15 protein-coding genes are annotated in these 17,204 nt (G+C 61.6%); 9 read left to right on the plus strand and 6 right to left on the minus strand.

The window, feature by feature from the left end:
- Nucleotides 1-35: 35 nt before the first annotated feature.
- The 4 genes from E1B25_RS09820 to pyrH form a co-directional block, all read right to left on the minus strand.
- On the minus strand, nucleotides 36-827 hold the full coding sequence (locus tag E1B25_RS09820) for a phosphatidate cytidylyltransferase (protein ID WP_206338524.1): 792 nt from the start codon (nucleotides 825-827) through the stop codon (nucleotides 36-38).
- The gene (locus E1B25_RS09825) at nucleotides 824-1,606 is read right to left on the minus strand and encodes an undecaprenyl pyrophosphate synthase (RefSeq protein ID WP_132828829.1); all 783 of its coding nucleotides are present in this window, start codon (nucleotides 1,604-1,606) and stop codon (nucleotides 824-826) included. Before E1B25_RS09825 ends, E1B25_RS09820 begins: the two co-directional genes overlap by 4 nt.
- Before the next feature lie 8 nt (nucleotides 1,607-1,614).
- A complete protein-coding gene (gene frr / locus E1B25_RS09830; RefSeq protein ID WP_132828831.1) occupies nucleotides 1,615-2,178 on the minus strand; it encodes a ribosome recycling factor in 564 nt (187 codons plus the stop codon).
- A gap of 64 nt (nucleotides 2,179-2,242) precedes the next feature.
- The gene (gene pyrH, locus E1B25_RS09835) at nucleotides 2,243-2,989 is read right to left on the minus strand and encodes a UMP kinase (RefSeq protein WP_132828833.1); all 747 of its coding nucleotides are present in this window, start codon (nucleotides 2,987-2,989) and stop codon (nucleotides 2,243-2,245) included.
- A gap of 110 nt (nucleotides 2,990-3,099) precedes the next feature.
- Between pyrH and miaA the strand changes: the two genes are divergently transcribed.
- The 7 genes from miaA to E1B25_RS22130 all read left to right on the plus strand — a co-directional run bounded on the left by miaA (nucleotide 3,100) and on the right by E1B25_RS22130 (nucleotide 13,344).
- Nucleotides 3,100-3,981 carry a tRNA (adenosine(37)-N6)-dimethylallyltransferase MiaA gene (gene miaA, locus E1B25_RS09840; protein ID WP_132828834.1) on the plus strand — a complete coding sequence of 294 codons (882 nt, stop codon included), beginning with the start codon at nucleotides 3,100-3,102 and terminating at the stop codon, nucleotides 3,979-3,981.
- Between the two features lie 99 nt (nucleotides 3,982-4,080).
- Nucleotides 4,081-4,866: a helix-turn-helix transcriptional regulator gene (locus tag E1B25_RS09845; RefSeq protein ID WP_245510673.1), complete on the plus strand. Its 786-nt coding sequence runs from the start codon at nucleotides 4,081-4,083 to the stop codon at nucleotides 4,864-4,866.
- A 222-nt stretch (nucleotides 4,867-5,088) separates the two neighbouring features.
- On the plus strand, nucleotides 5,089-6,756 hold the full coding sequence (locus E1B25_RS09850) for an ABC transporter substrate-binding protein (protein WP_132828838.1): 1,668 nt from the start codon (nucleotides 5,089-5,091) through the stop codon (nucleotides 6,754-6,756).
- A 121-nt stretch (nucleotides 6,757-6,877) separates the two neighbouring features.
- Entirely contained in the window at nucleotides 6,878-7,930 is a 1,053-nt protein-coding gene (locus E1B25_RS09855; protein ID WP_132828840.1) for an ABC transporter permease, read from the plus strand.
- Nucleotides 7,931-7,945: 15 nt separating this feature from the next.
- The gene (locus E1B25_RS09860; protein ID WP_132828841.1) at nucleotides 7,946-9,160 is read left to right on the plus strand and encodes an ABC transporter permease; all 1,215 of its coding nucleotides are present in this window, start codon (nucleotides 7,946-7,948) and stop codon (nucleotides 9,158-9,160) included.
- A 92-nt stretch (nucleotides 9,161-9,252) separates the two neighbouring features.
- Nucleotides 9,253-11,337: a dipeptide ABC transporter ATP-binding protein gene (locus E1B25_RS09865; RefSeq protein WP_132828843.1), complete on the plus strand. Its 2,085-nt coding sequence runs from the start codon at nucleotides 9,253-9,255 to the stop codon at nucleotides 11,335-11,337.
- A gap of 357 nt (nucleotides 11,338-11,694) precedes the next feature.
- Complete coding sequence (locus tag E1B25_RS22130; protein WP_165937590.1) at nucleotides 11,695-13,344, plus strand: Hint domain-containing protein; 1,650 nt, start codon at nucleotides 11,695-11,697, stop codon at nucleotides 13,342-13,344.
- A gap of 99 nt (nucleotides 13,345-13,443) precedes the next feature.
- Here the strand turns inward: E1B25_RS22130 and E1B25_RS09875 are convergent, their stop codons facing one another.
- Complete coding sequence (locus E1B25_RS09875; RefSeq protein WP_132828845.1) at nucleotides 13,444-14,583, minus strand: cytochrome-c peroxidase; 1,140 nt, start codon at nucleotides 14,581-14,583, stop codon at nucleotides 13,444-13,446.
- Nucleotides 14,584-14,695: 112 nt separating this feature from the next.
- Nucleotides 14,696-15,286: a lytic transglycosylase domain-containing protein gene (locus tag E1B25_RS09880; RefSeq protein ID WP_245510674.1), complete on the minus strand. Its 591-nt coding sequence runs from the start codon at nucleotides 15,284-15,286 to the stop codon at nucleotides 14,696-14,698.
- A gap of 254 nt (nucleotides 15,287-15,540) precedes the next feature.
- Here E1B25_RS09880 and ssb point away from each other — a divergent pair, with 254 nt between their 5' ends.
- Together ssb and E1B25_RS09890 are read left to right on the plus strand one after the other, a co-directional pair.
- A complete protein-coding gene (gene ssb / locus E1B25_RS09885) occupies nucleotides 15,541-16,071 on the plus strand; it encodes a single-stranded DNA-binding protein (protein ID WP_132828849.1) in 531 nt (176 codons plus the stop codon).
- A 62-nt stretch (nucleotides 16,072-16,133) separates the two neighbouring features.
- Nucleotides 16,134-17,204, plus strand: a complete 1,071-nt coding sequence (locus tag E1B25_RS09890) for a site-2 protease family protein (RefSeq protein ID WP_132828851.1) — start codon at nucleotides 16,134-16,136, stop codon at nucleotides 17,202-17,204.

Below are 17,204 nucleotides of genomic sequence, written 5' to 3' on the forward strand. Positions count from 1 at the left end.
CTTCATACTGGTCTTCTGGCTGGTCTTCTGCGTCTTCATACAGGTCCGGGCGGATAGCCGGTCACCTGCATCACGATCAAAACCAGTATCGCCGCGCCCAGCATGCCGTCGAACCGGTCGAACAGCCCGCCATGGCCGGGGATCAATGCGCTGGAATCCTTCACGCCGCTTTGACGTTTGACCGCGCTTTCGGCGATATCGCCCAACTGCGAGGCGAACGAGGTCGCCACCGACAGCAGTAAAAGCCACGTCCCCGCCCCGGTCACCGCCATCATGCCCGCGCCGACGATCATCGCCACAATCCACCCGGCAACGGTGCCCGACCAAGTCTTTTTCGGACTGATCTTGGGCCAGAATTTCGGCCCGCCGATCATCCGGCCCGCGAAATAGCCGGCGATATCGGTGCCTGCCACCACCAGCACCAGCCAGAACATCCAGACGACGCCGAACTCGCTGCGCACCGACATCATCCCGAAGGCCGCGAGCAGAATGAAAATCACGAAGGGCACATACAAACGCCGATGCTGCGGCAGCCACAGATACCCCACCAAAGCCGGGACCAACAGCGTCGGCAGCGCGGCACCGGCCGGGAAATAGATCGCCAGAAAACCAGCCACCCCGGCCAGCAGCCCCATCAGGACCGCACGGATCGCATCGCCCGGCAGCACCATGCGCGTCAGTTCCCACACGATCAGCCCGGTGACCACCGAAACGAAAGTAATGAAATAATATCCGCCCGCCCAGACCGCACCAAGGCCGGCAGCGGCCAGAACCAGCCCCGACAGCAAGCGCGCGCTCAGATCAGACCACTGCCCTGCCCCGCTCATGATGGGACCGCCCCGAACCGGCGGTCGCGCGCGCCATAGCTCTGGCATAGGCGCGACAGTTCTTCGGCGGTGAAATCGGGCCAGAGCGTGTCGATGAATTCATATTCCGCATAGGCCGATTGCCACAGCAGAAAGTTCGAGATCCGCGCCTCGCCGCTGGTGCGGATCACCAGATCAGGGTCGGGCAAAACATAGGTATCCAGATATTTCGGCAGGGTTTCCTCGTCCACATCCGCAGGCAGCAGCATGCCATCGGCCACGTCCTGCGCCAACCGCTTGGTGGCGCGGGCCACCTCGTCGCGGCCGCCATAGTTCAGTGCGATGGTCAGATGGGTGCCGTCGTTGCCTTCGGTCTCGTGCTCCAACTGGTCCATCAGCAGGATCAGCTTGGCGTCCAGCCGCACCCGGTCGCCAATGAACCGAACACGCACGTTCTTGGCCGCCAGTACCTGCATTTCCTTGGCGATGTAGCGGCGGAACAGGCTCATCAGCCCGGCCACCTCGGCCTGGGTGCGCTTCCAGTTCTCTGTCGAAAAGGCAAATATCGTCAGATACTTGACCCCCAACGCCGGGCAGGCTTGAACAATCTCTCCGACCCGGCGGGCACCGGCATGGTGCCCGAACAGCCGAGGTCGCCCGCGCGCCTGCGCCCAGCGGCCATTGCCGTCCATGATGATGGCCACATGGCGCGGCCCCCGCGCCAAAGCTGACGTCGGGGCCCCCGTTTCCGGGGTGGGATCGGCAACGAGTGCGCGATCAGGGGCTGGTTCGCGCGACATGATCCGTATCAAACCTGCATGATCTCGGCTTGTTTGTGGTCCAGCGCCTCGTCCACCGCCACGATCATCTTGTTGGTCAGATCCTGAACTTCGGATTCCCAGAATTTCTGGTCATCCTCGGACATGCCGTCGGCCTTGGCCTTTTTGATCTGGTCCATGCCGTCGCGGCGCACGTTGCGAATCGCAACGCGGGCATGTTCGGCATAGTGCCCTGCGACCTTGGTCAATTCGCGGCGGCGTTCCTCGTTCAGCTCGGGGATCGGCAGCATGATGATGGTGCCGTTCATCTGCGGGTTGATGCCCAGCCCGCTTTCGCGAATGGCCTTCTCGACCTTGTTGACCAGCCCCTTGTCCCAGACATTGATCGTCACCATGCGCGACTCGGGCACGTTGACGGTGCCGACCTGGTTGATCGGCGTCATGCTGCCGTAGGCATCGACCATCACCGGCTCCAGCATCGAGGCCGAGGCGCGACCGGTGCGCAGCGAAGCGAATTCGGTGCGCAGATTGGCCATCGCGCCATCCATGCGGCGTTTCAGATCGTCGGTATCGAGTTCAAAATCGTCGGACATGGCTGCCCTCTCCCCAAAGTTCGGATTGTCGCTCGTGCGTTGTACGTTTGCGCGATCTATAGCCTTAGCCGTGCACCTTTGTATAGGTGCCCTCGCCCGCCAGGATGCCCCGGAAGCCGCCGGGTTCGTCCAGCGAAAAGACGATGATCGGCAGGTTGTTGTCCCGGGCCAGCGCGATGGCGCTGGCGTCCATCACCCCCAACCGCTTGGCCAGAACATCATCAAAGCTTACTTCGTCATAGCGCACGGCGTCGCTGAATTTCTCCGGATCCTTGTCATAGACCCCGTCCACCTTGGTGCCCTTGAAGATCGCCTCGCAGGCCATTTCGTTGGCCCGCAGCGTGGCCGCAGTGTCGGTGGTGAAATAGGGGTTGCCGGTGCCGGCGGCAAAGATGCAGACCCGTTTCTTTTCAAGGTGGCGCACCGCACGGCGGCGAATATAGGGTTCGGCCACCTCGTCCATGCGGATAGCGCTGATCACCCGGGTAAAGACCCCGATCCCCTCAAGCGCGGATTGCATTGCCAGAGCGTTCATCACCGTGGCCAGCATCCCCATATAGTCGGCGGTGGTCCGCTCCATCCCCTGCGCCGATCCGGCGAGGCCGCGAAAGATGTTGCCGCCACCGATCACCATGCAGATCTCGACGCCCATCTCCTGCACCGACTTGACCTCTTGTGCGATGCGCTGAACGGTCGGCGGATGCAGACCGAACCCTTGATCGCTCATCAACGCCTCGCCCGAAATCTTGAGCAGGACACGCTTGTATTTCTTGATCTTGGATCGCTGGGCTGTCTCTGGGGAAGAGGTCATGTTGCGCTTCACTCCGGCACGGGGTTATTTTCGCGCAAAATGTCGGAAATCGCCGCGAGATTCAATGCGGCAAGCACCGGTGACCGGCGGTATTCGCCCCTTTCGGACAAATGGACATGCAGCCGTTGAACAAGCTTCCCGATATTCCCGACAAATGCCCGGTGCTGATCGCCGGTCCCACCGCCTCGGGCAAGTCGGCGCTGGCGCTGGATCTGGCGCGCTCGCGCGGCGGCGTGGTGGTCAATGCCGACGCCAGTCAGGTGTTCGCCTGCTGGCGCATCCTCACCGCCCGGCCCAGCCCGCAGGACGAGGCAATCGCGCCGCACCTGCTATATGGCCATGTCCCCTGCGACGCAGAGTATTCCGCCGGTCATTGGCTGCGCGAGGTGGCCGAAATCCTGCAGGGCGGCGAACGTCCGATCATCGTCGGCGGCACCGGGCTGTATTTCACCGCCCTGACGCAAGGGCTGGCCAAGATCCCGCCGACACCGCCGGATCTTCGCGCTGAGGCCGACCAGATCCCGCTCGCCACCCTGATCGGGGATCTTGACCCCGGCACCGCCGCGCGGCTTGACCTGAACAACCGGATGCGGGTTCAACGCGCCTGGGAGGTGCAGCGCGCTACCGGACGCTCGCTGGCCGACTGGCAGGCCGACACCCCGCCGCCGCTGTTGCCGCTGGCCGAAACGGTGCCGCTGGTGTTTGACGTGCCAAAAGACTGGCTGCTGGACCGGATCACCCGCCGGTTCGACGCCATGCTGGAGCAAGGCGCGCTGGATGAGGTCAAGGCGATGCAAGCCCTCTATGATCCTACCCTGCCCGCCTTCAAGGCGATCGGCGTGCCCGAACTGATGGCCTATATCACCGGCGAAATTCCGCTGGATGAGGCCCGCACCCGCGCCACCATCGCCACCCGTCAGTTCGCCAAACGCCAACGCACGTGGTTCCGGTCGAAAATGCGCCATTGGCTGCCGATCCACCCCGCCAGCTGAGGCCACGGCTTGTCCCGGGGCGGAATTTGTGGTGTGAATGGGTCATAACCCCTGACACCAACAGACATTTTTGTGCCGATGCCCTTTGATCCGAGCGATATGGACGATCTCCGCCTCGTGACGTTGGCGCAGCTCAGCAAGGCTGGCGCCTGGCAGCTTGAGCTTGCCCATGACCGGGCCGAGCATCTGCTGATCTGGATCACGCGCGGTCAGGGCGTGGCGCTGATTGACGGCGCGCGGCGCGGCATCGGCACCCACAACACGCTGTTCATCCCGGCCCGCAATCTGATGGCGATCGAAATGATGCGCAACGGGTTCGGGCAGGCGCTGCTGATCCCCGACACCGCCGCCCTGACCCTGCCGCGGATGGTGCAGCACCTGCGGATTCGCGACGTGACCGCGCAGAACGAATTGACCGTCCTGTTCGAGGCGATGGGGCGCGAACAGAATGCCGCGCGCCCGCTGCATCATTCCGCGATGCACGCCTATGGCGAATTGATGGCGATCTGGTTGCGCCGTCACCTGCCAGATGACCCCGCCCCGCAGCAAAGCGCCGCGCGCCGGCTGGTCATGGCCTATTGCGAGCGGATTGTGCACGACCATGCCAACAGCACCAGCATGGCCGACCATGCCGAGGCACTGGGGGTCACGCCGACCCACCTGACACGGGTCTGTCGCGCCGAAACCGGACGCACCGCCGCCGCCCTTCTGACCGAACGACAACTGCATGCGGCGCAACAACTGCTGATCTCCACCGATGTGCCGGTGCAGGACATCGCCCGCCATCTCGGGTTCGGCAGCGCCGCCTATTTCACCCGGTTCATTCAGCAGCACACGCAAAAAACACCGACGGCATTGCGTCGCATGGCCAAACCCGCCGCGTAGTCCGGCGCTGGGGACGCATTGTCGCTTTGCGACCTGTTGATGTCGTTTTTTTACACTGTATAGTGAAATGGCACCGTTGACGGATGCGAATTTCTGTTGCCGAATGAAGGGCATGGGGAACCTCGCAATCGCAACGACGATTTCCGCATGGGTCCGCCCGTGTCCGCTTGGGCCATGCCCACGTTCTTCAGCAAAGAAAAACGGCCTCACAGGGAGATTTCAATGAACAACCCGACACTCCACGCCACCCGCATTCATCCGGCGGCGCATATGCATGCGCAGGAATTCCGGGACGGCAAGCTTAGCCGCCGCGAGTTTCTGACGCGCTCGACCGCACTGGGTGTTTCCTCCGCCGCAGCCTATGGGCTGATCGGCCTTGCCGCCCCGAGCGAGGCGCAGGCCGCCACCCCGAAACAGGGCGGCACCCTGCGGGTGCAGATGCAGGTCAAGGCGCTGAAAGATACCCGCACCGCCGACTGGTCCGAGATCGGTTGCGTCACCAGCGGCACCTGCGAATATCTGGTCGAATATAACAACGACGGCTCGTTCCGCGGCAAACTGCTGGAGAGTTGGGCGGTCAACGCCGACGCCACCGAATACACGCTCAAGGTCCGTCAGGGTGTGAAATGGCACAATGGTGACGATTTCACCGCCGAGGATGTGGCCCGCAACTTCGAACGCTGGTGCGAAAAAGAAGTCGAGGGCAACTCGATGGCCGCACGCGTCGCCTCGCTGGTCGATCCCGACACCGGCAAGGCCCGCGACGGCGCCATCACCGTAGTCGATGCCTCCACCATCCTGCTCAAGTGCGCGACGCCGGACATCTCGATCATCCCCGGCCTTGCTGACTATCCGGCCGCCGTGGTGCATTCGAGCTATGACCCCGCCGAGCCGAACGAGCTGATCGGCACCGGCCCCTACAAGCTGACCCGGATGGAAGTCGGCGTCGGCGCCACGCTGGAGCGTTTCACCGATCATCCTTGGTGGGGCACTGCCGTCTATGGAGGCCCCTACCTCGATACCATCGAGTATATCGATTACGGCACCGATCCCTCGGCCTGGCTGGCGGCGATCGAATCCGAAGAAGTCGACATGCTGTATGAATCGGTGGGGGAATTCATCGACATCATGAACGATATCGGTCTGGTGCAGTCCGAGGTGGTGACCGCCGCGACCGTGGTGATCCGGCCCAACCAGCTGGCCGAGATCGACGGCAAGAAACCCTATGCCGACGCGCGTGTGCGCAAGGCGCTTTCGATGGCCGTCGACAATGCGATCTGTCTGGAACTGGGCTATGGCAACCGCGGCGAGGTGGCCGAAAACCACCACGTGTGCCGGATCCACCCCGAATATGCCGAGTTGCCGCCGATCAAGGCCGATCCAGAAGCCGCCCGCGCCCTGATGGAAGAAGCCGGGATGATGGATTTCGAACATGAAATCGTCTCGATCGACGACGACTGGCGCAAGAACACCACCGATGCCGTGGCGGCCCAGCTGCGCGACGCCGGCTTCAAGGTCAAGCGCACGGTGCTGCCCGGCAACACCTTCTGGAACGACTGGGTGAAATATCCGTTCAGTTCGACCAACTGGAACCACCGCCCGCTGGGGGTGCAGATCTGGGCGCTGGCCTATCGCTCGGGCGAGGCCTGGAACGAGTTTGGCTGGGCCAATCCGGAGTTCGACGCGCTGCTCGAAGATGCGCTGGCCATCGCCGATGCCGACAAACGGCGCGAAATCGCCGCCAAGGGCGAGGCGCTGATCCAGCAAGAGGGCGTCACGATCCAACCCTATTGGCGTTCGCTCTATCGCCACATGCGCGAGGGACTGGTGGGCACCGACATGCACATCACCTATGAGCATCACCACTATAAATGGGGTTGGGCGGCCTGATACGCACTCCCTCGGGGTCGGCCCTGCACGGGGCGGCCCCAATCCTTGCGGCGCTTGCGCGCGTCGCCACCAATACGCCCGCAAGACGGGCCGATAAATAGCCTGAGCAACAGGGGGCCCTATGGGACTGTTCATCCTGCGCAGATCCGGCGTGATGATCCTGACGGCGCTGTGCCTGACCTTCATCGTGTTCTTTCTCACCAACCTCTATCCGAACCTGGAAAAGCTGGCCAAGACGCAGGGCAATTTCCGTATGTCCGACGAGGCGGTGGAAAGCTGGCTTGGCAGCCATGGGTACATGCAGCCTCTGCCGGTGAAATATGGCCAGTGGCTTGGCGTGATGCCGGGCTGGACCCATGTGGGCGAGGACGGGGTGACCGGGCGCTGCCTGCGCGGCACCGTCACCGCCGAAGAGGCCGCACAGAGCCGCAAACTATGCGGCATCCTGCAGGGTGACTGGGGCTATTCCACGGTGTTTCGCGACGAGGTCTCTGGCATCATCGCGACGCGGCTTGGGCTCACGGGCAAGCTGATGTTCTGGGTACTGGTGCTGATGGTGCCCTCGGCGCTGTTGGTCGGGGTTCTGGCCGGGATGCGCGAAGGCTCTCCGCTGGACCGGACGCTCTCGACCTTTTCCATCGTCACCACGGCGACGCCGGAATATGTCTCAGGTGTGATCTTCATTGCCGTCTTCGCGTCCTCGACGGTGGGGTTGAAGTGGTTCAAGGGAACTGCCACCAGCGCGATGGAGAGCGCCAATTTCGAGAACTTCTTTCTGCCGGTGCTGACCATCGCCCTTTATGGCATGGGCTATATCGCCCGGATGACGCGAGCCAGCATGACCGAGGTGATGACGGCGCAATACATCCGCACCGCGCGGCTTAAGGGCGTGTCCTTCCGCAACATCGTGATGAAACACGCGCTGCGCAATGCGCTGATCGCGCCCTTCACGGTGATCATGCTGCAATTCCCCTGGCTGCTGAATGGCGTCGTCATTGTCGAGACGCTGTTCAACTACAAGGGCTTTGGCTGGACGCTGGTGCAGGCCGCCGGCAACAATGACATCGAACTGCTGCTGGCGGTTTCGGTGGTCTCGGTGATCGTGGTTCTGGCGACGCAGCTGATATCGGATATCGGCTATGTCTACCTCAATCCGCGCATCCGGATTTCTTGAGAGGAAAACAGACAGATGGACCCTCTCACCACAGTCGAAATCATCGCCCGCGTGCTGTACCAGTTCACCCCGGTCTGGATCGCGCTAATCCTCCTGTTCGCGGTCTCGATCGCGTTCAAGCGGCGGCTGGGCCTCTATGGCAAGCTGTTCGACAGCCCGATCGGGATGATCGGCTTCGCGCTGGTCATGTTCTGGGTCTTCACCGGAATTTTCGGGGCGCTTGACCTGATCATCACCCATGATCCGCTGGGACAGGCCTCGGGCATGAAGAACAAGGTGCCGGGCACACCGCTGCGCGGGGCTGAGGCGGGCGAATATGCCTGGTATCTGCTGGGCGGCGACAACCTGGCCCGCGATGTGTTCAGCCGCATGGTCAAAGGCGCCTGGGTGGTGGTGCAGATCGCGCCGATGGCAACGGTGTTTGCCTTCATGGTGGGCATCACGCTGGGCCTGCCGGCGGGATACTATGGCGGCCGTCTCGACACCTTCCTGTCGTTCCTGGCCAACCTGATCCTCGCCTTTCCGGTGATCCTGCTGTTCTACCTGCTGGTGACCCCCGAAATCGTGAATACCGGCGTGCCAAACTACATGGCAGCGGTGCTGTTTGCCTTTCCCATCGCGTTCATCGCGGTGCTGCTGAATTCGCGCTATCACACCCGGCCGAAATTCCGCACGCCGTTGATGATCGGGGTGCTGGGGGTAGCGATCTGGTTGTACCTGTCGCTGATCTCTTCGGATGGCTATCTGGTGGACTCCGCCACGATCTCGATCCCGGCGCTGCCAAGGATGCTGGACCTGTTCGACATTCCCGGTGGCATCCTTGTGGTGTTCGTCTCGGTGGTTTTCGTCAATTCGCCCACCGTGTTCCGCATCGTGCGCGGGCTAGCGATGGACATCAAGACCCGCGATTATGTCGCCGCCGCCCAGACCCGTGGCGAAGGGCCGTGGTACATCATGCTGTGGGAGATCCTGCCCAACGCGCGCGGGCCGCTGATCGTCGATTTCTGCCTGCGCATCGGCTATACCACCATCCTGCTGGGCACCTTGGGCTTTTTCGGCCTCGGCCTGCCGCCGGAAAGCCCCGATTGGGGCTCCACGATCAACGAGGGCCGCAAGCTTTTGTCGATCTACCTGCACCCTGCCCTGCCCCCGGCGCTGGCGCTGTTGAGCATGGTTCTGGGGCTGAATCTGCTGGCAGACGGGTTGCGCGAGGAAAGTCTCAAGGATTGAGGGCGGGCCCCCCGAGGATATGAACAAAGAACTTGAGTATTTGAACCAAGAAGAAGCAGGGAGACCTGCCCTGCCCCGACTGGGAGAGTGACATGCCGAAACCCGACTATGACGGCCCGATCCTTGAAATCGACAAACTGTCGATCTCGTTCTTCACGCGGCTCAGGGAAATTCCGGCGGTGATGGATTTCTCGATCGCGGTGCAACCGGGCGAGGCAGTCGGTCTTGTCGGGGAATCCGGCTGCGGCAAATCCACGGTGGCGCTGGGCGTGATGCGCGATCTGGGTAAGAACGGAGAGATCGTTGGCGGCTCGATCAAGTTCAAGGGCCGCGACATGGGCGAGATGAACAAGGATGAGCTGCGCCGGATCCGTGGCAACGAGATCGCGATGATCTATCAGGAACCGATGGCGAGCCTCAATCCGGCGATGAAGATCGGCCGCCAGCTGATGGAGGTGCCGATGATCCATCAGGGCGCCTCCGAGGCGCAGGCGTTGGAGCGCGCGCTTCAGGTGGTGACCGACGTCAAGCTGCCCGACCCCAAACGCATCCTCAATTCCTATCCGCACCAGCTTTCGGGCGGGCAGCAACAGCGCATCGTCATCGCCATGGCCTTGATGTCGGAGCCATCGCTGCTGATCCTTGATGAGCCGACCACCGCGCTTGACGTGACGGTCGAGGCCGCCGTGGTCGAACTGGTCAAGGATCTGGGCAAGAAATACGGCACCTCGATGCTGTTCATCAGCCACAATCTTGGGCTGGTGCTGGAAACCTGCGACCGGATCTGCGTGATGTATTCCGGCGAAGCGGTGGAGCGTGGAAGCATCGAAGATGTGTTCGACGAGATGCAGCACCCCTATACGCAGGCGCTGTTCCGCTCGATCCCGCTGCCCGGCGCCGACAAGAACGCCCATCCGCTCAAGGCGATCCCGGGCAACTTTCCGCTGCCGCATGAACGCCCGCGGGGCTGCAATTTCGGCCCGCGCTGCGATTACTTCGAGGCCGGCCGTTGCGACGCAGGCGGGATCGTGATGTCGCCGGTGCCCGGCAACGACCGCCACGCCACCCGCTGTCTGAAGTTTCAGGAGATCGACTGGCAGGCCCCGCCCGATCTGATGGAGAGCAAGGAAAAAGGTGAGATCGGCGAAGTTATCCTGAAGATCGACAAGCTCAAGAAATATTACGAGGTGGCGGCAAACGCGCTGTTCGGGGGCGGCGCGCACAAGGTGGTCAAGGCCAATGAAGAGCTGAGTTTCGAGGCCCGCGAAAGCGAGACGCTGGCGATCGTCGGGGAATCCGGCTGCGGCAAGTCCACCTTTGCCAAGGTGTTGATGGGGCTGGAGACGGCGACCGAGGGGCAGATTCTGCTGGATGGGCGCAACATCGAACAGATCCCGATTCAGGCCCGCGACCGCAAGACCGTGGGCGAGGTTCAGATGGTGTTCCAGAACCCGTTTGACACGCTCAACCCGTCAATGACGGTGGGCCGCCAGATCATTCGCGCGTTGGAGATCTTTGGCATCGGTGACAGCGAAGCCGGACGCAAGGCGCGCATGCTGGAGCTGCTCGATCTGGTCAAACTGCCCCGCGCCTTTGCCGATCGGATGCCGCGACAGCTTTCGGGCGGGCAGAAACAGCGAGTCGGCATCGCCCGCGCCTTTGCCGGGGATGCCCGCATCGTGGTCGCGGACGAACCGGTTTCGGCGCTGGACGTCTCGGTGCAAGCCGCCGTCACCGACCTGTTGATGGAGATCCAGCGCGAGCAGAAAACCACGCTTTTGTTCATCTCGCACGACCTGTCGATCGTGCGCTATCTCAGCGACCGGGTGATGGTGATGTATCTCGGCCATGTGGTCGAACTGGGCACCACCGATCAGGTGTTCAGCCCGCCCTATCACCCTTATACTGAGGCGCTGCTTTCGGCGGTACCGATTGCCGATACCTCGGTTCAAAAGACCCATATCGTGCTGGAGGGCGACATTCCCTCGGCGATGAACCCGCCGCCCGGTTGCCCGTTCCAGACCCGCTGCCGCTGGAAGGATCAGGTGCCCAACCGCCTGTGCGACCGCGAGGTTCCAAAGGTGCGCGAGCTCTCGGAAGGGCATCAGGTGAAATGCCACCTCAGCGACGAAAAGCTGGCCGAGATGGAGCCGGTGATCAAGATCGCCGCAGAGTGAGGCGATAGGATCATTGGGCGCTGAACGGGGCCTTGCCAGTGCGGCGCAGCATTGCGAAAGCAGTCTTCCGTCATGTGCCAATATCCCCGCTGAGGACCGGTCAAGCTGGCGTTTGTCGGCGAGTTCCTGAGCCGTCGCGCCCTCACGCGCCGCCTGAAACGGCACCTATGCCTTAAATTCGTCTGAAATTTTTCTTGGCGCCGTCATTCTTGCACCCTTTCGTTCGTTTAGAAAAAAATCTTAACGTAGCAGCCAAATTTTACTGGCCACTTCAGGGTGCAGCCCAAATGAAACTTTATTGTTCAACAATGAAGACGTTTTGCATTGGACTGGACCCCGCAAAAGGAAGTCTGGAATATGCCCACAATTCATATTGATAGGCTTGACGAAAATCCGCACGAAACGGCCCATGGCATTCGCGCCGATACCACCTCACGTGGCGTAAATCTGGAAGGGGCCCAGGTCACCGCCACATATGCTGACGGCACCACCGAAACCCTGACATGGGAAGCCTTTGACCCGTACACCGAGGGTGGAGCCATTGGTACAGATATCAATATGTCTTACGGCTGGAGTTGGCATGAGCTAACGACGACCAAGCTTTTGACATCGCTGCAAATCGACCTTCAACCGGCCAGCTCAGTCTTCGATACGACCTTCGCGATTGACGATGACCCTCTCGATGGATCCACGCCGGGTTCGAAAAATGGCTTTCCGTTCTATTTGAACCCGGACTACGAAGAGATGTCCGGTGAGATTAATGTGGCCTACTCAGGCATTGTAAATCTGACCGGAAGCCCGGCGGCGGGGGATCTTTATACAACGATGGTTGTTGATTTCTCCGGCCTCCCAGAAGGTGGTCTGCTCGGGGATCTGAGTTGGAACTCTGACATCGACACCATGAGGGACGACGGCGACCTGGTGCCAAAGGCGGCTGACGGACAGACCATCATCGGGACACCTGAGGCCGACGATCTGGATGGGGGACATGACCCGGACTCGATTCATGGCCTGGCTGGCGATGACATCATCACAGGTGGGGATGGCGACGATACAATTTCGGGCGGATCAGGGGCTGACACCCTTTCCGGCGAAAGCGGGAATGACATCTTTGAGTTCAATGCCGGGGATGGCGACGACACCATCACCGATTTTGGCACCGGCTCCACAAATTCCGACGATGGTGACAACACCAACAACGACTTTATTGATCTGTCCAAATTCTACACGAACAGTACAGAACTTCGGGCAGACCTTGCAGATGACAACATCCTGAACCAATCCGACGACAGCGATTATAGCGACAATACCGCGCTTGGCGGATCGATCACCGGCCTGTCTGGCCTCAAGGGAGCGTCAGCCTCTTCAATACAAGAACAAACCGGCGTGACATGTTTTACCCGTGGAACCTTGATCACCACAGATCGAGGCGACGTGCCGGTAGAGATGTTGAAATCGGGCGATCACGTGCTGACACAAGACCATGGCTTTCAAGACCTGAAATTGGCGTTGAGCCGCACCATCGGGCCGCAAGAGCTTCGCCAGAACGCAAAGCTCTACCCGATACGGATCATGGCCGGCGCAATGGGGTCAGGCTTACCCAAGAGAGACTTGGCCGTATCCCGGCAACACCGCATGGTCGCAAAGTCCAGCATTGTGAAACGGATGTTCGGCTCCACGGCGGTTCTCGTTGCCGCGATACGGCTCACGGCGCTGCCCGGCATTCTGGTGGACAAGACTGTCGACAGCGTTGAATATTTCCACCTTATATTTGACCACCACGAAGTCATTTTCGCTGAGGGTGCCCCGACCGAGAGCTTTTTGATGGGCCCGCAAACGCGAAAGACCCTTCATACCGAAACGTGGCTCGAATGTATGACGCTTTTTCCAGAGGCCGTTGGTCTTGAGTATTGCGCAGTCCCAGCGCGCGAAATCCCATCGCACATCATGCAAAAGAGATTGGTTCACCGGCACGTCAAGAATGCAAAAGAGCTTCTTTGCGCATAGCCCCCTGACCTGCATTGCCTCTCGTTACGGATCAACACGCCAACGGGGGTCCGTTTCGGGCAAGGACTGGGCATCTTCTGCATCTTGCGCGGATTCCCCCTACTCCACCAAACCCTCGTACCGCGCATCGGTCAGCGTTTTCAGGAACGCCACCAGCGCGTCGATGCGGTCGTCCTCCAACGCCGGGCCGGTGGTAAGCTCCTCCATCGACAGCGTGCCGTCCACCTCTGGTGGGGCAAACGGCTGCCCGGTCTCGGGGTTGATCTGGCGCGCCTCGGACTTTGAGTTGTATTTGTTATAGAACAGAACGACCGTGCGCAGGTTGGTGAAGACGCCATTGTGCATATACGGCCCCGTCACCGCCACGTTGCGCAGGGTGGGCACCTTGAATTTTCCCGCCTGCGCCGGGTCGCTCACAGCCGGGTTGTCGCGCAGCCCCTGATCCGGCCCCGACATATGCGCCAGCAGCGGGTTCGTCGGCACGCCGATATTGTGGTATTCATAGTTTGAAAACGTCTCTGCCGGGTCCACCGGGCTGGTTTTCAGCTGATGGCACAGGTTGCAATTGGTGAACTGCTGCGAAAAGAACAGCAACCGGCCCAGATCCTCCTCCCGCGTCAGTTGATAGTCGCCACGCAGATAGCGGTCGTACTTGCTATCAAAAGGGGCGAACTCCGGCGTGCGCTCATAGGCGGCGAGGGCTTGGGTCATGGCACCGTAGGCGCGCGCGTCGTCGTCGAACACATCCGTACCTGCCAACGTCTTGAGCGTGGCGACGTACTCCGGGTTTTCCTGCAGCCGCGCCACCACCGCCAGTTTGTCCGGCATCGCCATCTCGACCGGGTTCAACGGAGGCCCGCCAGCCTGCGCCGCCAGATCGGTGGCGCGCCCGTCAAGAAACTGCCCGCCGACCCATTTGCCCTTGGCGTTCAGATGGAACGGCGGGGTCAGCGCCGCATAGCTGGCCGTGGGGGCATTGCGCGTACCCAGCGAGTGCCCGTCATCGCCCAGCGACACCGCGCGGCCCAGATCCGTTTCACGCGGATCGACGAAGCCGCTGTTCGGGTCATGGCAGGTGACACAGGCTTGGGTCCGGTCCTGCGACAGATTGGGATCAAAGAACAGCGCCTCGCCCAAGGCCTCCCAGCTTTCGCCGTCCTGCCCGGCCGCCACCGGCGCAGTAAGCCCCACCAAGGCCAGCGCCAGACCTGCGCCCCCAATCCGCGTCGCCCATCCCATGCCCGACTCTCCTGTCCACTCACTTATATCTGAGTGTTGTAGTCAGGTAATACCACAAAGGAAAGCAGTGGTGTGCGCCCACCCCGGACCGAACCGGACCGGGACGCAGAGGTCAACTGCCCCAGATGATCTTGACGTAGTTCTGGGTCTCGTCATAGGGCGGCACACCGCCATGTTTCTTGACCGCCTCGGGGCCCGCGTTATAGGCCGCCAGCGCCAGCCGCCAGGATTTGAACTTGCGGTATTGCTTGGACAGATAGCGCGCCCCACCATCAAGGTTTTCATAGGGGTCGGCCGGATTCACCCCCAGCCGCCGCGCGGTATCGGGCATCAATTGTGCCAGCCCAAGCGCGCCCTTGTGCGATTTCGCCTGCGGGTTCCAGCCCGACTCCTGCTGGACCAGACGCAGGAACAATTCCTCGGGCACCTCATGACGTCGCGCCGCCGCGCGCGCCATATGAAGGTATTCGCCCTTGTACTTGCCGGTATAGGGCAATGGCCCCCATTTGCTCGGCGTATGGACCGACGGGGGCTGAAGACGCACGGAATCATTGTACTGTATCGCCGCGCGGGTATCGAGCACGCGGGTCTGCGATTTGAACAGGCTCTTTTGACCCCGGGTCGCGAAAATATCCGCCCCCGCCGGTGCGGCGACGCTCACCAACCCGACAACCGCCGTCAAGACAACCCTGATCGCACACATCCGCATTCCGGCCCGCCCCACACGTAATCAACCGGCGCAACTATACATGTTTCGCCGTCAAAGAAAAGTTACCCGCTCAGCGCCACTCAAAGCGCTAGCCGAAACGCCAGCCGAAATGCCACCTGAAACGATAGCGCAGACGCGGACGACGGCGGATAACCATGTTTCAACCTTGTTGCCTGATGTATAGGGTGCCCTTCCAAGGATCGTACAGATTCGGGCATCAATTTGGACAAAACAAGACGGGGGCTCTCATGGCCGGCTCAGTGAACAAAGTCATCCTTATCGGCAATCTGGGTCGCGATCCCGAGGTGCGCACCTTTCAGAACGGCGGCAAGGTGTGCAATCTGCGCATCGCCACCTCCGAAACCTGGAAAGACCGCAACACCGGCGAGCGGCGCGAAAAGACCGAGTGGCACTCGGTCGCCATCTTCAACGAAGGCTTGGTGCGCGTTGCCGAGCAGTATTTGCGCAAGGGCTCCAAGGTCTATATCGAAGGCCAGCTGCAAACCCGCAAGTGGCAGGATCAAAGCGGTCAGGACAAATACAGCACCGAGGTCGTTCTGCAGGGCTTTGGTTCGACCCTAACGATGCTTGATGGCCGCGATGGTGGTCAAGGTGGTGGCAGTCAGGGCGGTGGTGGCCAGGGCGGCGGCGGATATAGCGGCGCCCAAGGTGGCGGCTATGACAGCGGCCCGCAGGATGACTCCTATGGTGGCGCGCCCTCGGGCGGCGGCCGTGGCGGCCCGTCGAGCAATATCGAGGACGACGAAATTCCGTTCTGAACGGATCACGGGGCGGACCAACGGGTTCGCCCCGATTTCATTTTCCGGCATGAGGCAATGACATGAGTTGGTCTTTCTCCATCGGCAGGCTGTTCGGGTCGGACCTGCGGATCCATGTGACCTTTTTCCTTTTGCTGGCCTGGGTGGGCTATGCCGCCTACGCCGATGCGGGCTGGTCCGGCGCGGTGCAGAATGTGCTCTTTGTCATCGCCCTGTTCGCCTGCGTCGTGGCGCATGAATTCGGCCATGCCCTGACCGCGCGCCGCTATGGCATCAAGACGCCGGATATCACGCTGTTGCCGATTGGTGGCATGGCCCGGCTGGAACGGATGCCGGAAAACCCCCGGCAGGAAATCCTTGTCGCGCTGGCCGGACCGCTGGTCAATGTGGTGATCTGGGCGGTGCTGATGCTGGCCGGCGCCAGATTGCCACTGGACTCCGCCGCGGCGTTGGACCTGACCGGGCCCGGATTTCTGGGTCGGCTGGCCTTCGTAAACCTGTTTCTGGCCCTGTTCAATCTGATCCCGGCCTTTCCGATGGATGGCGGGCGGGTGTTTCGCGCCCTGTTGTCCATGACCATGGACCGGGTGCGCGCCACCCGGGTGGCGGCAACGGCGGGGCAGATCGTGGCCTTTCTGTTCGGCTTCGCCGGGATGAGCACCGGCAACCCGATGCTGATCCTGATCGCCGTCTTTGTCTTTGTCGCCGCCAATGCGGAAAGTCAGGATGTGGCCATGCGCGCCGTGGCCCGACAGTTGAGCGCGCGCGACGCCACCATCACCAGTTACGAAAGCCTGACCCCCGCCGACACGCTGCAGGCAGCGGCCTCGGCGCTGGTGCACAGCACCCAGCATGAATTTCCGGTGATCGACACCGACGGGACGTTCCTAGGATTCGTCACCCGAAACGCGCTGTTTGCAGCCCTTGCGCAGGAGGGGCCGCGCACACGGCCCGTCGCCGAAATCATGCAGACCGACATCCCCAGCCTGCCCCTGACCACCCGGCTGGAAAAGGTTCTGGACGCGCTGTACAAGGGGGCGCCGGCGGTGACGGTGACCGACAGCAAAGGGCACATGATCGGCTATGTCACCCGCGAGAATGTCGGCGAGCTGATGGTGATCAACGGACGCTGA

It is taken from the genome of Antarcticimicrobium sediminis, assembly GCF_004348975.1.
Lineage (GTDB): Bacteria > Pseudomonadota > Alphaproteobacteria > Rhodobacterales > Rhodobacteraceae > Antarcticimicrobium > Antarcticimicrobium sediminis.

Bases quoted from the DNA above. Each gene is read 5' to 3' on its own strand.
- E1B25_RS09820 (WP_206338524.1), bottom strand. From the start codon at position 827: ATGAGCGGGGCAGGGCAGTGGTCTGATCTGAGCGCGCGCTTGCTGTCG.
- E1B25_RS09825 (WP_132828829.1), bottom strand. From the start codon at position 1,606: ATGTCGCGCGAACCAGCCCCTGATCGCGCACTCGTTGCCGATCCCACC.
- frr (WP_132828831.1), bottom strand. From the start codon at position 2,178: ATGTCCGACGATTTTGAACTCGATACCGACGATCTGAAACGCCGCATG.
- pyrH (WP_132828833.1), bottom strand. From the start codon at position 2,989: ATGACCTCTTCCCCAGAGACAGCCCAGCGATCCAAGATCAAGAAATAC.
- miaA (WP_132828834.1), top strand. From the start codon at position 3,100: ATGGACATGCAGCCGTTGAACAAGCTTCCCGATATTCCCGACAAATGC.
- E1B25_RS09845 (WP_245510673.1), top strand. From the start codon at position 4,081: ATGGACGATCTCCGCCTCGTGACGTTGGCGCAGCTCAGCAAGGCTGGC.
- E1B25_RS09850 (WP_132828838.1), top strand. From the start codon at position 5,089: ATGAACAACCCGACACTCCACGCCACCCGCATTCATCCGGCGGCGCAT.
- E1B25_RS09855 (WP_132828840.1), top strand. From the start codon at position 6,878: ATGGGACTGTTCATCCTGCGCAGATCCGGCGTGATGATCCTGACGGCG.
- E1B25_RS09860 (WP_132828841.1), top strand. From the start codon at position 7,946: ATGGACCCTCTCACCACAGTCGAAATCATCGCCCGCGTGCTGTACCAG.
- E1B25_RS09865 (WP_132828843.1), top strand. From the start codon at position 9,253: ATGCCGAAACCCGACTATGACGGCCCGATCCTTGAAATCGACAAACTG.
- E1B25_RS22130 (WP_165937590.1), top strand. From the start codon at position 11,695: ATGCCCACAATTCATATTGATAGGCTTGACGAAAATCCGCACGAAACG.
- E1B25_RS09875 (WP_132828845.1), bottom strand. From the start codon at position 14,583: ATGGGATGGGCGACGCGGATTGGGGGCGCAGGTCTGGCGCTGGCCTTG.
- E1B25_RS09880 (WP_245510674.1), bottom strand. From the start codon at position 15,286: ATGTGTGCGATCAGGGTTGTCTTGACGGCGGTTGTCGGGTTGGTGAGC.
- ssb (WP_132828849.1), top strand. From the start codon at position 15,541: ATGGCCGGCTCAGTGAACAAAGTCATCCTTATCGGCAATCTGGGTCGC.
- E1B25_RS09890 (WP_132828851.1), top strand. From the start codon at position 16,134: ATGAGTTGGTCTTTCTCCATCGGCAGGCTGTTCGGGTCGGACCTGCGG.